This window comes from Microbacterium arabinogalactanolyticum, from assembly GCF_030268005.1.
Classification (GTDB): Bacteria; Actinomycetota; Actinomycetes; order Actinomycetales; family Microbacteriaceae; genus Microbacterium; species Microbacterium arabinogalactanolyticum.
The window spans coordinates 77,233-91,085 of record NZ_BRZC01000001.1; the positions used below are offsets into that span (position 1 = coordinate 77,233).

A 13,853-nucleotide genomic window follows, 5' to 3' on the forward strand; every position below is an offset into this window, starting at 1 on the left:
CGAGCATCGTGTCGAATCTCTCCGTCCTCAGCCTGCGCAACCGCGCGCTCATCGCCCTGATCACGATCGTCTCCGCCGTGTTCGGCGGGCTGGCGCTGACCAACCTCAAGCAGGAGCTCATCCCCTCGCTCGAGCTGCCGGCGCTGATGGTCATGACCACGTACCCCGGCGCCTCGCCCGAGGTCGTCGAGAACGACGTCTCCACGCCGATCGAGGATGCCATCCAGGGCGTGCCCGGGCTCGAGTCGACGACCGCGACGAGCACCACCAACGCCTCGATCGTGCAGGCGACCTTCACCTACGGCACCAACCTGGCGACCGCCGAGCAGAAGATGCAGCAGGCGATCAACCGCATCGGCCAGCAGCTGCCCAAGGACGTCACGCCGCAGGTGCTCAGCGTCTCGATCGACGACTTCCCGGTGATCCAGATCGCCGTCACCGGCTTCAGCGACGCCGAGGCCGCGCAGAACGACCTGCAGACCACCGTCATCCCGGACCTCGAGGACGTCAAGGGCGTCAACGCCGCCCAGATCGTCGGCGGCGTCGGACAGCGCATCACCATCACGCCCGACGCGGCGAAGCTGGCCGAGGCGCGCCAGAGCACGCAGGCGATCAGCCAGGCGCTGCAGCAGAACGGCGTGCTGCTGCCCGGCGGCGACATCACCCAGGGTGACGAGACGCTCACCGTGCAGACCGGGTCGAAGATCACGAGCGCGAGCGAACTGGCATCCCTGCCGCTGGTTGGCACGGCGCTGACCATCGGCGACGTCGCGACCGTGGAGCAGACCACCGACCCGGTGACCTCGATCTCGCGCGTGGACGGCAAGGACGCCCTGTCTATCGCTGTCACCAAGCTTCCGTCGGCGAACACGGTCGACGTGTCAAAGGGCGTGCTGAGCAAGCTCGACGACCTGAAGAAGACCTTCCCCGACACGACCTTCACCGTCGTGTTCGATCAGGCACCGTTCATCGAGCAGTCCATCGAGACGCTCGCCACCGAGGGCATGCTGGGCCTGGCGTTCGCAGTGATCGTCATCCTGATCTTCCTGCTGTCGATCCGATCCACGCTGGTCACCGCGATCTCGATCCCGACCAGTGTGCTGATCACCTTCATCGGACTGCAGGCGTTCGGCTATTCGCTCAACGTGCTGACGCTCGGCGCGCTCACCATCGCGATCGGGCGCGTGGTCGACGACTCCATCGTGGTGATCGAGAACATCAAGCGTCACTACGTGCAGGGCGCCGACAAGGGCGATGCGATCCGGCTGGCGGTGCGCGAGGTGGCTGCTGCCATCACGGCGTCCACGATCACGACCGTCGCGGTGTTCCTGCCGATCGTGTTCGTCGGCGACATGGTCGGCGAGCTGTTCCGGCCCTTCGCGATGACCGTGACGATCGCGATGGTCGCCTCTCTGCTGGTCGCGTTGACGATCGTGCCGGTGCTGGCGTACTGGTTCCTCAAGCCCGGCAAGCCGCTGCTGGACGCCGCGGGGGCGCAGATCGATCCGGAGCATCCGGATGCTCCGCCCACCCGTCTGCAGCGCGCCTACCGGCCGATCCTGGGCTGGACGCTGAAGCACTCGGCGACCACCGTGATCATCGCCGTGCTGGTGCTCGCCGGCACCCTGGCCGCCGCCCCGCTGATGAAGATCAACTTCCTCAGCGACTCCGGGCAGAACACCATGACCGTCACCCAGGACATCGGTGGCACCGCGAGCCTCGAGGCGAAGTCGGATGCCGCGAAGAAGGTCGAGAAGGTGCTGGAGGGCGTCGACGGCATCACGCACGTGCAGGCGTCGATCGGGTCCAGCGGCTCGGCGCTGCGCGACGCGTTCTCCGGCGGCGCGGGCATCACCTACTCCATCCAGACCAGCGATTCGGCCGATCAGGAGAAGCTGCGCGCGACCGTGCAGAAGAGGATCGACCAGCTGAAGGACGCCGGTGACGTCAAGGTCGGGGCGTCGTCGGGCGGCTTCGGCTCCAGCGACATCACCATCAGCGTCACGGCTCCCACGGCCGATGCGCTGCAGGAGGCGACCGACGCCCTGACGAAGGACCTCGAGGGCCGCGACGGCGTCGGCGAGGTCACCGACAACCTCGCGGCGTCACTGCCGTACATCGCGGTGGTCGTCGACCGGGCGAAGGCCGCCGAGCACGGCCTCTCCGAGGTGGCGGTGGGCTCGATCGTGTCGAACACGATGCGCCCGGAGCAGCTCGGCACGGTCGAGGTCGACGGCACCGGCCTGACCGTGTACCTCGTCGCTCCCGAACCGCCGACGTCGGAGGATGCGCTGAAGGAGCTGGCGATCCCCACCCCGACCGGCATCGTGAAGCTGTCGGACATCGCCCAGGTCGAGCAGAGCAACGGGCCCACCGCGATCACCACCGAGAAGGGGCGTCGCACCGCCACGATCACGGTGCCGCCGGCCTCCGACGACCTGGCCGTCGCCACGCGCTCGGTGACCGCCTCGCTCGATCACGTGAAGCTGCCCGAGGGCGCCCGCGCCGAGATCGGCGGCGTCGCGCAGCAGCAGGCCGACTCGTTCTCGCAGCTGGGCCTGGCCATGCTCGCCGCCATCCTGATCGTCTACGTGGTGATGGTCGCGACCTTCAAGTCGCTGCGGCAGCCGCTGCTGCTGCTCGTGTCGGTGCCGTTCGCGGCGACCGGTGCGATCCTGCTGCAGATCGCCACGGGTGTGCCGCTGGGCGTCGCCTCGCTGATCGGGGTGCTGATGCTCATCGGCATCGTGGTCACGAACGCGATCGTGCTCGTCGACCTCGTCAACCAGTACCGCGAGAAGGGCCTCGCGACCGCGGATGCCGTGATGGCCGGCGGCGAGAAGCGTCTGCGGCCGATCCTGATGACGGCGCTCGCCACGATCTTCGCGCTCACGCCGATGGCCCTCGGCATCACCGGACACGGCGGATTCATCTCCCAGCCGCTCGCGATCGTGGTCATCGGTGGCCTGGTGTCGTCGACGGTGCTGACGCTGATCGTGCTGCCGACGCTCTACAACCTGGTCGAGGGTGCGAAGGAGCGGCGTGCTGCACGGCGGGCTGCGCGCGGCGGCGGAGCCCCCGGACCGGACGGATCAGGCCCCGGTGGCTCGGGCCCTGCCGGCCCCGAGGGCCCCCGCAAGCCCATCGCGCCCGAGATCATGTACCGCAGCGACGTCGAGGCGCATCTCGCGGGCGAGGCGCTCGGCGGTGGCGCCGGGTCCGCAGTCGCCGGGCCCGGAACCGGTGCGAGGTCGTTCGCGGCCGGTGCGGGTGCTCACGCGGGCGCGGCGCGGCTCGCGGCATCCGATTCGATGTCGGATGATGCGCCCGCAGGTCAGGCGGGCGACGGCGAGCCGGCCGTTGCCGTGGACTCCGGGACCATCGCACGCCTGCAGTTCACGGACTCCCCTGCGGTCCAGCCGTACGAGCCCGCCCGCTCCGCGGCCGACCCCATGCTCGCGGCTGCCGCCGCGGCATCCGCCGCTGCAGCCGCCGCCTCGGCCGCCGCAGCCGCGGCATCCGTCGTCGCGCAGGCCGCCGCCGACCCCGCTGCGCACCATCCGACCCGCCGCGAGCTGCGCTCGCAGGCGCTGCCCTCCGCGAACCCGGTCGACTGAGGCGGTCTGACCCTCGCCGCCGCTCAGCGTGGATCACAAACGCGTCGGGCTCGTGCTTCTACGATGCATTTCCGATCCACGCTGACGCGGCGGATGACCGAAGGCGGAATCACCCCGAGAAGCGGATGCCCCACTCCAGTGTCCAGGACTCGTCCTGCCCCAGGTGGCGCAGTCCGCGCCCGGAGTTGAAGGCGTCGGCGGGAGCGGTCATCGGCTCGACGGCGACGACGAGCGAGTGGTCGGGATATCCGGTCGAGGTGTACGCCTGCACGTAGCCGAAGCCCGGGCCCTGCTGCAGCGTGACCGCCCGGCCGTCGGGGGCGGTCAGCGTCGTGCGGGCGAAGCCGTCGGCGTCCCGGTGCAGGTTCGCGAACCCGGTGTCCAGCTGCACGTCGCCGAGGCGCTGGCCCTCACGCAGGTCGGTGCCGGAGGCGACGGGGGATTCGCCGACCGGCAGCATCCGCTCATCGGTCTCGAAGTAGGTCTCCGCGGGAATGCGCAGCATCAGGGTGCGCGGGTCGGTGCCGCCGATCGTCAGGTAGGGGTGGGTGCCGAGCGCGACCGGTGCCGGAGCAGCCGAGCGGTTGGTCAGCGTGTGCGTGACGTCGATGCCGGCATCCGTCAGTGCGTAGCGCACGGTCGTGTCGATCAGGTACGGGTAGCCGGTCTGCGGGACGATCGCCGCGGCGAGCGTCACCGCCTCCTCCGAGCGTGCCGCGATCTCGTAGGCAGTGAAGCGCAGCAGTCCGTGGCTGGCGTTGTGGAACTTCGGCTCGGTGATGGCCAGCGCGCGCGTGGTCTCGCCGTCCTGCCAGATCCCGTCGCGGACGCGGTTCGGCCACGGGGCGAGCACTATTCCCGAGGCCCCCGGCGTCGCGATGTCCTCGGGGTACGGTGGCACGATGTCTACACCGCCGACGGTGAGATGGCGCAGCGAGGCGCCGACCTGCGCGATCTGCGCCGTCACGTCGCCGCGGCTGAGGTGGATCTGGATGCCGGTCGGGGAGCTCACTCCGCAATCGTACGACCCAGGGCTTCTCCCAGGGTGGTCCGGTAGACTCGTGCGGTCGGCTTCGGGCACCCGCCTCGTGCGGAGCGTTTTGCGAGGGTGAACCTGCTCTCATTGTGAGCCCAGGGGCCGATGGTTCATCAACCATCACATGAATGGCCCCGGCCGACGGATGCCCGGGTATGTCCGCCGTGCGCTGATCTCTGTGCGCACGGGAGCGGACGCTGTTCTCGTGTCAGAGACAGTGAGGAAGATCCCATGCCGAAGAACGGCAAGCCCAAGGGTGGACGCCCGTCCCGCAACTTCGAGCCGCGCTACGCCAAGAAGACGGCGTTCCACGACCGTCACGCCGGCGGACGCCCTGCTCGTGACGACGACCGCCGGACGGATGCCGGTGAGCGCCGCTCCTTCTCGTCCGACGCCCGTGCGGACCGCCGCCCGGGCAGCATCAGCCCCAAGCACCGCGGCTACCGCGCGGCTGAGACCGATGCGGCGCCCAAGCGCCGCTGGTCGGATGCCGAGCGCGCGGGGCGCGACGAGGCCCGCTCCATCCGGAACCGTGCTGAGTCCGGTCGCCGCGAGGCGCCACACCACCGCAACGACCGCGATGACCGTGGCTTCGGCGGTCGCCGGTTCGACGACCGTCCGCGCCGCGATGAGCGCGCCGGTGGTTTCCGCCGTGACGAGCGTCCCTCGCGCGATGACCGCGGTGGCCGTGGCTTCGAGCGTCGTGACGAGCGTCGGCGTTTCGATCGGGATGAGCGCGGGTCTCGTGGTTTCGAGCGTCGCGATGACCGTGGCGGCGCGCGTGGTGAGTTCGACCGCACTGAGCGTCCGCGGTTCGATCGCGATGACCGCGGTGGACGTGGCTTCGAGCATCGCGACGACCGTCCGCGTTTCGACCGCAACGACCGCAATGATCGTGGAGGCCGCGGGTTCGACCGTGACGAGCGTCCTGCCCGCGATGATCGCGGTGCGCGAGGTGGCTTCGAGCGTCGCGACGAGCGCCCGCGGTTCGACCGCACGGACCGCCCGCAGCGCACCGACCGCTTCGACCGCAATGAGCGTCGCGACGAGCGTCCGCGGTTCAACCGTGATGACCGTAACGAGCGCCCGCGCTTCGAGCGCAGCGACCGTCGTGACGAGCGTCCGCGTTTCGAGCGCAGCGACCGGGATGCCCGGCCGATCCGTCAGAACCGCGACGACCGTCCGAGCCGCAGTGACTGGAACCGCACCGCGACGGTCAAGGCGCACGAGGAGCACGTCGACGTCGTGCACGAGCGGCTCGAGGCCGAGGCCGTGCAGGCCACCGAGGTCGCGGATGTGACCTTCGGCGACCTGGGTCTGGGCTCGAACATCGTCGAGATCCTGAAGAACATGGGCGCTGAGACGCCGTTCCCGATCCAGGCCGCCACCATCCCGAGCATCCTCGAGGGACGCGACGTGCTGGGCCGTGGCCGCACCGGCTCCGGCAAGACGATCGCCTTCGGTGCACCGCTCGTCGAGAGCATCCTGCTGTCGCAGAAGGGCAAGCGCCGCGAGATCGGCCGCAAGCCGCGCGCGATCATCCTCGCCCCGACCCGTGAGCTGGCCCTTCAGATCGACCGCACCGTGCAGCCGATCGCCCGCAGCGTGGGCCTGTTCACCACGCAGATCTACGGCGGCGTGCCTCAGGCGCGTCAGGTCGGCGCGCTCAACAAGGGCGTCGACATCGTGATCGGCACCCCCGGTCGCATCGAGGACCTCATCGAGCAGCGCAAGCTCGACCTCTCCGAGATCCGCATCGCGGTGCTCGACGAGGCCGACCACATGGCCGAGCTCGGCTTCGCCGAGCCCGTGCAGCGCATCCTGCGCAAGACCGGCACCGCGCTCGAGGACGGCGCGACCAGCCAGAAGCTGCTGTTCTCGGCGACGCTCGACCGCGAGGTCGCCGCGATCGTCGACGAGTTCCTGGTCGACCCTGCGGTCTACGAGGTCGCGGGTGAGGACCAGAACTCGGGCACGATCGAGCACCGCGTGCTGGTGATCGATCACCGCGACAAGGCCGAGGTGCTCACCTCGCTCGTCGACCGCGAGGGGCAGACGCTGGTCTTCGCCCGCACCCGTGCCTACGCCGAGATGCTCAGCGAGCAGTTCGAGGATGCGGGCATCGCGTCCGTCGCCCTGCACGGTGACCTGAACCAGGCCAAGCGCACGCGCAACCTCCAGAAGCTCACCGCGGGCAAGGTGCAGGTTCTCGTCGCCACCGATGTCGCCGCGCGTGGCATCCACGTCGACGACATCGACCTGGTCGTTCAGGCCGACGCGCCTGACGAGTACAAGACGTACCTGCACCGTTCCGGCCGCACCGGCCGTGCCGGTCGCTCCGGCCGCGTCGTCACGCTGATCACCCGTCAGCGCTGTCGCCGTATGGAGGACCTGCTGAACCGCGCCGAGATCGACGCGCCGTTCGAGCAGGCCGCACCCGGTGACGACCTGATCGACGAGATCACCGGTCGCGTCCCGAGCGCCGCCGAGCTGACCGCCTGACGCGCGTCACAACTCCGGAGAAACGCCCCTGTTCGGCCTGTTCCAGGCCGGCAGGGGCGTTTTCGCACCCGAATCTCCGGAGTTGCGGCCGAGGCCGCGGTCGCCCGTAGTCTGGTCGGATGCCGCTGATCCGCCCCGCATCCCTCCCGCTGATCCGTGCGGCCGAGGGCGGCTCGGGTGAGATCGGGCAGGCGGACGCCGCAGCTCGCGCACTTCGCGCGGACTACGAGCGGTGGAGCCGGCTGGGATGGGGCGCGCTCGCCTATCTCGGAGCGGTGCTCGGAACGCTGGTCGGGCTCGCGACGCTCGAAGCGGCGAGCGAGCTCTCGTGGGGAGTCGGGAGGGTTGCCGTCGTCGTGATCGGATGCGTGGCTCTGATCGTCGCCGTCACATGCCTTCTCGTTCTGCACCGGCTCTGGCGCACGGGGCGTCGGCTCACGATCGCGGCCGCCTGGTGGCTGCGGCTGCCCTTCCGCACGGGGCAGCGCTCCCGACGCGCTCCCTTCTGGTACGCACCGCGGACGGTGCAGTACGAGCCCCGCATCTTCACGAGGACGACGGCGGGCGCGCTGCTCCTCCTCATGGCGATCTTCGGCCTGTCCTCGGTGTTCTTCACCGACGCCGCGCGGATGCCGCTGCTGACCGCGGCGATGGTGTCGATCGGCGTGATCTCCGCGCTGTGCATGTGCGGAATTCTCGGCGGCATCATGCGGATCACCTCGGGTCTTGCGGAGGCCGACCCGCTGTGGGCCGGCGTGCGCGACCGCGTCCGGGGCGCATGAGCAGCAGCCCATAGGCTGGGCGCATGGAATGGAGCTCTTGGGCGACGGCGGGCGGCACGGTCTGGTTCTGCATCGCGCTGATGACGAGCGGGCTCGCGGGCGTACAGGGGAGGACGAAGCTCGGCTGGTTCGTGCTCGGGATGATCTTCGGTCCGCTCGCGCTGCTGCTCCTGGTCTTCCTGACCGAACCGCTGGTCACGCGCGACTGACCGCGTTCAGAACAGCATCTCCGCCTTCGTCGCCGGCGGGGCGGATGCCGGGGTCGGCCGCATCCGCTCGCGCATGATCCCCCGCATCCGATCGTGGTCCTCCTCCGACTGCGTGTGCAGTCCGTGGGTGCGGATCAGCGGCCGCATCCGCTTGGCCAGCCACTGGCGGTAGCCCTTCGGGGCCTCCGCGGCCGCGCCCGGATAGAGCCCCCGGTAGGAGGCGACCAGGTCGGGGCGCTCGCGCTGCAGCCATTCGAAGAACCAGGGCTTGACGCCGGCGCGCAGGTGCAGCGCGCCGTACACGGCGTGGTCGGCCCCGGCATCTGCGATCCGCGACAGCGCCTCGTCGATCGCTCCCACCGAATCGGTGATGTGCGGCAGGACGGGCATCAGGAAGACCCCGACCCGGAATCCGGCGTCCGTCAGGGCGCGCACGGTGTCGAGCCGGGCCTGCGTGGTCGGCGTGCCCGGTTCGATGGAGTGCTGCAGCGCGTCGTCGTACATCGCGATGGACATCTGGATGTCGATCGGCACGCGCTTCGCGGCCTCCATCAGCAGAGGGATGTCGCGGCGGACCAGCGTGCCCTTGGTGAGGATCGACATCGGGGTGCCGGATTCCGCCAGCGCCTGGATGATCCCCGGCATCAGGCGGTATCGCCCCTCCGCCCGCTGGTACGGATCGGTGTTGGTGCCCAGCGCGACGGTCTCGTGCTGCCAGGATCCGCGGCGCAGCTCGCGCCGGAGCACGTCGACGATGTTCGTCTTCACGACGATCTGCGAATCGAAGTCGTGCCCCGCGTCCAGGTCGAGATACTGGTGCGTCCCGCGAGCGAAGCAGTTGTGGCTGATCACGCCGTTTGCGACGAAGTCGCCCGTGCCCGTGGTGATGTCGACGAGTGTGCGGGTGCCCGGCAGAGGCTCGATGCTGACGATGCGCAGGTCAGCAACGGACTTCACTGCCGTGCCCTCAATGCTCAGTTTTCTCGTGATCGCTGGGCTTACAACGGCGAAGAACTTCATCCGAGCGGGCAATCCACCCGTGACTCTGACACAGCGCACGCCATTGGCGCGAGCAGGTTCGAGCACACAGGGGATACCGAATGTGCTGAGCGCAGACATGGTCGTGTTCAAGAGGATCGGGTCGCTGTTCGAGATGCGCAGTACCCCTCGAGAGCAACTGCCTTCGGCATCGAAGATGCCCGAGAGGAAGCCCCTTTGCCACTCTCTGGACTGCATGAAGGGTATGGCTGTGAGACGAGTCTCGATGAGATCCACGTCTGCCTTCTTGGCGGTGTGGATAGCAACCATCGGTGCTCGGGTCTCGCTCTCGGGGGCGAACGCCCTCGTGATGGTACGGATGCCCTCGGAGGAAAGATATGCGCGGGTGCGGTCGAGCGCCTCCTCGTCTTTGAGCGCCAACCGGAATCGATGAACGTGACGAATCCGCTCTTTCGACGGGTAGACGCCGTGAAAGATCATCCCGTCGCCGCGAATCATGCCGGAGAGGTAGCCGAGTCGGTAGTCCTCATGCTCCGCACCGTCTGGGGCGGGCGGCGACCCCGCTCCGAACCCCAGCAGTCGGTTGTTCAAGGTGAGATGCGGTCGCTGTCCCCCATGCGTATCCGCGACATGCTTCCACCCACGGTCGGTGAGGAACCGGTGATCGCCGCTCGCGACCAGTTCGGTCCCGTCCGCGAGTGTGATCCGGTAGGCGCTCTTGCGTGTCGTCCACTTCGCCTCGACGCGCGTCCTGACGTAGCGCCGGTATCTTCCCTGTCGCTGGGTCCCGATGATCTCTTCACCGACTCGCAGACCGCCGATCTGTCTCTGACGGCCATCTGCGCACAGGACAAGGGTGCTCGGATCCAGGCAGTAGACGCATGCATGGCTGCACCCGCGGTAGGGATTGATGGTCCAGTTGAAAGGCATCCGCGACGGCCCGGGGACCGCGTTCAGCGCCGACTTGGCCAGCACCTCGTGGAACGTCATGCCGGAGAACTCCGGCGTGGTCACCGACTGCACGATGCCGTTGCGGTTCTCCAGGCCGGGCAGCGCGGCGGGATCCGCATCGTCGATCGTCTGACCCTGCCACCGCATCCCATCATTAGAACAAAGAAACTAGCTCGGCGCAAGCAATATTCGAACAGAACTATGAATCATGTCGATGCGCCCGCAGCGCCTCGGTCTGCTGCTGCAGCATCGCGCGCACCCCGACGATCACCAATCCCGCAGCCAGGAACGCGAGGCCGATGTGGAACAGGACTGTGCCCAGCCAGGTCTGGAAGACCGCGAAGTCCTTGGGCTCGGGCCGCGCCATGAGCTCGGATTGCACAAGGGTGAGGAAGCCGCCCATCACGATCAGGAGCAGGGCGGCGACGAACAGTGCGGCAACTCCACCGGGGGTGCGGATGTACGGAGGCTCGGGGCTCTGCGAGGTCTGGGTCATGGCTTGGATACTATGAGCCCGGCTACCGCGGGCTTCGAGGCGATGGCGGCGAGGTCGTGTAACGGTCAGGGCCATGCGTCACAATGGAGCGATGAGCGCCACGCATTCCCGGCATGCGTCGCGTGCGCCGCTCGCCGTACGGGTCGCCGTGCCCATCGGCGTGCTGTTCACCGCGATCGCCTCGCTGGTGACGCTGGCCGGCGGCGGTGGATCGGACGCTCCCGCCGCGGCGGTGCTGCCGGCGCCCGCCGCGGTCATGGCGCTCCCGGACGTGAAGCTGGCCGAGGCGCACGCCGCGAATCCGTGCGCGGATGCTGCTGTGACGTCCGCGCTCGCCGCGCACGATGACGCTGCCGCTGTGCGCGCCTTCGGTGGTGGCGAGCAGTTCCGCTCCGCGGTCACGGCGGGCAACGCCCCGTGCATCTCGCTCTCCGATCCCGCTCATGACTGGGTCGTCGTCAACAAGCTCCGCCCGCTGGCCCCGGTGGACTTCGCGCCTGCATCCGTGCGGGCGTCGAGCCTGCGTGCCACCTCCGGTTCGGTGAGCATGCGCCCCGAGGTCGCGGACGCCCTCGACCGGATGAGCGCCGATCTGACGGCCGGAGGGGCCGGCACCATCGGCGTCAACAACGCCTATCGCTCCTACGGCCTGCAGCAGGTCACCTACTCCCGCTTCGTGCGCTCCGAGGGTGTCGCGGGGGCGGATGCCGGATCCGCGCGCCCCGGTCACAGCGAGCATCAGAGCGGCCTGGCCGTCGACGTCGTCGCCTGCTCGGACGGCTGCGGGTCGCTCGGCGCGTTCGGTTCCACCGCGCAGAGCAACTGGATCGTGCAGCACGCCTGGGAGTACGGGTTCATCGTCCGCTATGAGAAGGGCGCCACGCCGACCACCGGCTACATGCCCGAGCCGTGGCATCTGCGCTTCATCGGTGTGGAGCTGGCGAAGGCCTACCATGACGGCGGCTTCCACACGCTGGAGGAGTTCTTCGGGCTCCCCCCAGCCCCCGATTACGCGCATTGACAGCATCCGGATTCGTCCACTGACGGCTTCCCACAAACCCGGTACGCAGTGCCACGGATTGTGAGACGCATTCCCACAATCCGCTGTGTCCGGACCTCCTCGCGTCGTAGACTCGCCGGTGCGAAGACGCGCACGACTTTCAGGAGGACGTCATGGAACGCGACATCTACGAAGAGGATCACGAGGCCTTCCGCGACCTGGTCAAGGACTTCGTCAAGCGGTACGCCACGAACGAGAACATCGAGAAGTGGGAGGCCGCCGGCGAGATCGACCGCGCCACCATGCTCGCCGCCGGTGAGGCGGGACTGATCGGCCTTTCGGTGCCCGAGGAGTTCGGCGGCGCCGGAATGCTGCAGGACTACCGCTTCCGCACGATCGTCATGGAGGAGGTCATCGCCGCGGGTGCGGGTTCGCTGGCCGGCGCCTTCGGCATCCAGGACGACCTGGCCGTGCCGTACCTGGTGCACATGGGCACCCAGGAGCAGAAGGAGAAGTGGCTGCCCCGCATGGCCACCGGTGAGGTGCTCGGCGCGCTCGCCATGACCGACCCGGGTGCCGGCTCCGACCTGCGCGGCATCAAGACCAACGCCAAGAAGGTCGACGGCGGCTACATCCTCAACGGCGCCAAGACGTTCATCTCCTCGGGTACGACCGCCGACATCGTGGTCACCTTCGTCAAGACCGGTGAGGGCAACCGCCCCGACGCGTTCAGCCTGCTGATCGTGGAGAAGGGCATGGAGGGCTTCGACCAGGGCAAGAAGCTCAGCAAGATGGGCTTCCACGGCTGGGACACTGCCGAGCTCAGCTTCACCGACGTCTTCGTCCCCGACGAGAACCTCATCAGCGGCAAGGAGGGTCAGGGCTTCATCCAGCTGATGATGAACCTGCCGCTCGAGCGCCTCTCGATCGGTGTCGCCGCCGCCGCGGCCGCTGAGGCCGCGACCAACTGGACCATCGCGTACACCAAGGACCGCGAGGCCTTCGGCGAGCGCATCGCCGACTTCCAGAACACCCGATTCCGCCTGGCCGACATGGTCACCACCACCGAGGTGATGTGGGCGTACGTCGACCGCGCGCTGCTGGCCTACAAGGACAGCAAGCTCACTGCCGAGGACGCCGCCAAGGTGAAGTTCTGGGCCACGGAGCGCGAGTGGGAGGTGCTCGACATGGGCGTGCAGCTGCACGGCGGCTACGGCTACATCATGGAGTACCCGATCGCGAAGGCGTTCACCGACGCCCGCGTGCACCGCATCTACGGCGGCACCAACGAGATCATGCGCGACCTCGTCGGCCGTCAGATCGCCGGCAAGCGCTGACGCATCATCCTCGAGGGCCGTCCGGATGCTGCATCCGGACGGCCCCTCAGTTCGCAGGCCTGGCGGCCGCCTCGCGGGATGCCTTGGATGCCGGCGATGAGGCACCGCGCTTCCAGTAGCCGGTGAAGCTCACGTGATCCTTGTCCACGCCGCGCTCGGCGACGAGGTACCGCCGGGCGCCGGATGCCAGGGACTGCTCGCCAGCGATGTATGCGTGGAACGGCATGGACGGCAGCGTGAGCTCGCGCAGCGCCGACAGCGCGCGCACGCCGGGCACCTCGGCATCCGTGCGCACGATCGTCCGCACCTCGATGGCTGCCGGATGCGCGAACTCGAGCGCGTCCTCTTCGACCGCGACCTCGACGATCACGGTCCCGACGGCCGTCGTCGGCAGCGAGGCGCAGATGCCCGCGATCGCGGGCAGGGCCGTCTCGTCGCCCACCAGCACAACGCGGTCCTCTCCGCGTGCGGGGTTGAACGTCAGTCCCTCGTCGATCACGAGGACGTGCTCGCCGGGACGGCAGGTCTCCGCCCAGCGCGATGCGGGCCCTGCGGTGCCGTCGGCTGCCGACCCGTGCAGCACGAAGTCCACGTCGATCTCGGCGCCGGCATCGGCACTCGCCGGGCGGTACGACCGCACGGTGTAGTTGCGCATCACCGGACGCACGCCGTCGGGGATGCGCAGGAACCTCAGATACCCGAGCAGGCCGTTGGCCTTCGCGGGCACGCGCTCCAGCCCTTCCTCGCCGCCCAGCGGCAGGAACAGCCGGAACCACTGGTCGTAGCCCATCGGCGTGAAGCGCTCGATCTCACCGCCGCCGAGCGTCACCCGCATCCACCCGCTGGTGAGCCGCTGCGTGCGCAGCACGGTCAGGTGGATGAGCTCCGCGGATGCGGGCTTGACGATCTTGCCGACGGACATGA

10 protein-coding genes are annotated in these 13,853 nt (G+C 68.8%); 6 read left to right on the plus strand and 4 right to left on the minus strand.

Translation table 11 applies throughout. From position 1 onward, the window contains the following. Window positions 1–8: 8 nt before the first annotated feature. Window positions 9–3,617, plus strand: coding sequence for an efflux RND transporter permease subunit (locus tag MIAR_RS00385; RefSeq protein ID WP_285629864.1), 3,609 nt, complete (start codon window positions 9–11; stop codon window positions 3,615–3,617). Between the two features lie 109 nt (window positions 3,618–3,726). Here MIAR_RS00385 and MIAR_RS00390 read toward each other — a convergent pair whose 3' ends face one another. Then, the gene (locus tag MIAR_RS00390; RefSeq protein ID WP_285629866.1) at window positions 3,727–4,629 is read right to left on the minus strand and encodes an aldose 1-epimerase family protein; all 903 of its coding nucleotides are present in this window, start codon (window positions 4,627–4,629) and stop codon (window positions 3,727–3,729) included. A gap of 255 nt (window positions 4,630–4,884) precedes the next feature. Between MIAR_RS00390 and MIAR_RS00395 the strand changes: the two genes are divergently transcribed. The 3 genes from MIAR_RS00395 (at window position 4,885) to MIAR_RS00405 (ending at window position 8,146) form a co-directional block, all read left to right on the plus strand. Beyond that, window positions 4,885–7,155 carry a DEAD/DEAH box helicase gene (locus MIAR_RS00395; RefSeq protein WP_285629868.1) on the plus strand — a complete coding sequence of 757 codons (2,271 nt, stop codon included), beginning with the start codon at window positions 4,885–4,887 and terminating at the stop codon, window positions 7,153–7,155. A 119-nt stretch (window positions 7,156–7,274) separates the two neighbouring features. Beyond that, the gene (locus MIAR_RS00400) at window positions 7,275–7,937 is read left to right on the plus strand and encodes a hypothetical protein (RefSeq protein ID WP_285629870.1); all 663 of its coding nucleotides are present in this window, start codon (window positions 7,275–7,277) and stop codon (window positions 7,935–7,937) included. Window positions 7,938–7,960: 23 nt separating this feature from the next. Further along, the gene (locus tag MIAR_RS00405; protein WP_285629872.1) at window positions 7,961–8,146 is read left to right on the plus strand and encodes a hypothetical protein; all 186 of its coding nucleotides are present in this window, start codon (window positions 7,961–7,963) and stop codon (window positions 8,144–8,146) included. A gap of 6 nt (window positions 8,147–8,152) precedes the next feature. Here the strand turns inward: MIAR_RS00405 and MIAR_RS00410 are convergent, their stop codons facing one another. Continuing rightward, window positions 8,153–10,243 (minus strand): intein-containing Rv2578c family radical SAM protein, encoded by a 2,091-nt coding sequence (locus MIAR_RS00410; RefSeq protein ID WP_285629874.1) that lies wholly within the window; start codon window positions 10,241–10,243, stop codon window positions 8,153–8,155. Window positions 10,244–10,295: 52 nt separating this feature from the next. Further along, window positions 10,296–10,592, minus strand: a complete 297-nt coding sequence (locus MIAR_RS00415; RefSeq protein WP_285629876.1) for a hypothetical protein — start codon at window positions 10,590–10,592, stop codon at window positions 10,296–10,298. A gap of 91 nt (window positions 10,593–10,683) precedes the next feature. Between MIAR_RS00415 and MIAR_RS00420 the strand changes: the two genes are divergently transcribed. Both MIAR_RS00420 and MIAR_RS00425 read left to right on the plus strand, forming a co-directional pair. Further along, on the plus strand, window positions 10,684–11,613 hold the full coding sequence (locus MIAR_RS00420; RefSeq protein WP_285629878.1) for a M15 family metallopeptidase: 930 nt from the start codon (window positions 10,684–10,686) through the stop codon (window positions 11,611–11,613). A 152-nt stretch (window positions 11,614–11,765) separates the two neighbouring features. After that, window positions 11,766–12,929: an acyl-CoA dehydrogenase family protein gene (locus MIAR_RS00425; protein WP_285629880.1), complete on the plus strand. Its 1,164-nt coding sequence runs from the start codon at window positions 11,766–11,768 to the stop codon at window positions 12,927–12,929. A gap of 46 nt (window positions 12,930–12,975) precedes the next feature. Here the strand turns inward: MIAR_RS00425 and MIAR_RS00430 are convergent, their stop codons facing one another. Then, complete coding sequence (locus tag MIAR_RS00430; protein WP_285629882.1) at window positions 12,976–13,851, minus strand: siderophore-interacting protein; 876 nt, start codon at window positions 13,849–13,851, stop codon at window positions 12,976–12,978. Window positions 13,852–13,853 lie beyond the last annotated feature (2 nt).

Coding starts and splice junctions, on each gene's coding strand:
- MIAR_RS00410 (WP_285629874.1), bottom strand. CDS start 10,243: ATGCGGTGGCAGGGTCAGACGATCGACGATGCGGATCCCGCCGCGCTG.
- MIAR_RS00420 (WP_285629878.1), top strand. CDS start 10,684: ATGAGCGCCACGCATTCCCGGCATGCGTCGCGTGCGCCGCTCGCCGTA.
- MIAR_RS00425 (WP_285629880.1), top strand. CDS start 11,766: ATGGAACGCGACATCTACGAAGAGGATCACGAGGCCTTCCGCGACCTG.
- MIAR_RS00430 (WP_285629882.1), bottom strand. CDS start 13,851: ATGTCCGTCGGCAAGATCGTCAAGCCCGCATCCGCGGAGCTCATCCAC.
- MIAR_RS00395 (WP_285629868.1), top strand. CDS start 4,885: ATGCCGAAGAACGGCAAGCCCAAGGGTGGACGCCCGTCCCGCAACTTC.
- MIAR_RS00400 (WP_285629870.1), top strand. CDS start 7,275: ATGCCGCTGATCCGCCCCGCATCCCTCCCGCTGATCCGTGCGGCCGAG.
- MIAR_RS00415 (WP_285629876.1), bottom strand. CDS start 10,592: ATGACCCAGACCTCGCAGAGCCCCGAGCCTCCGTACATCCGCACCCCC.
- MIAR_RS00405 (WP_285629872.1), top strand. CDS start 7,961: ATGGAATGGAGCTCTTGGGCGACGGCGGGCGGCACGGTCTGGTTCTGC.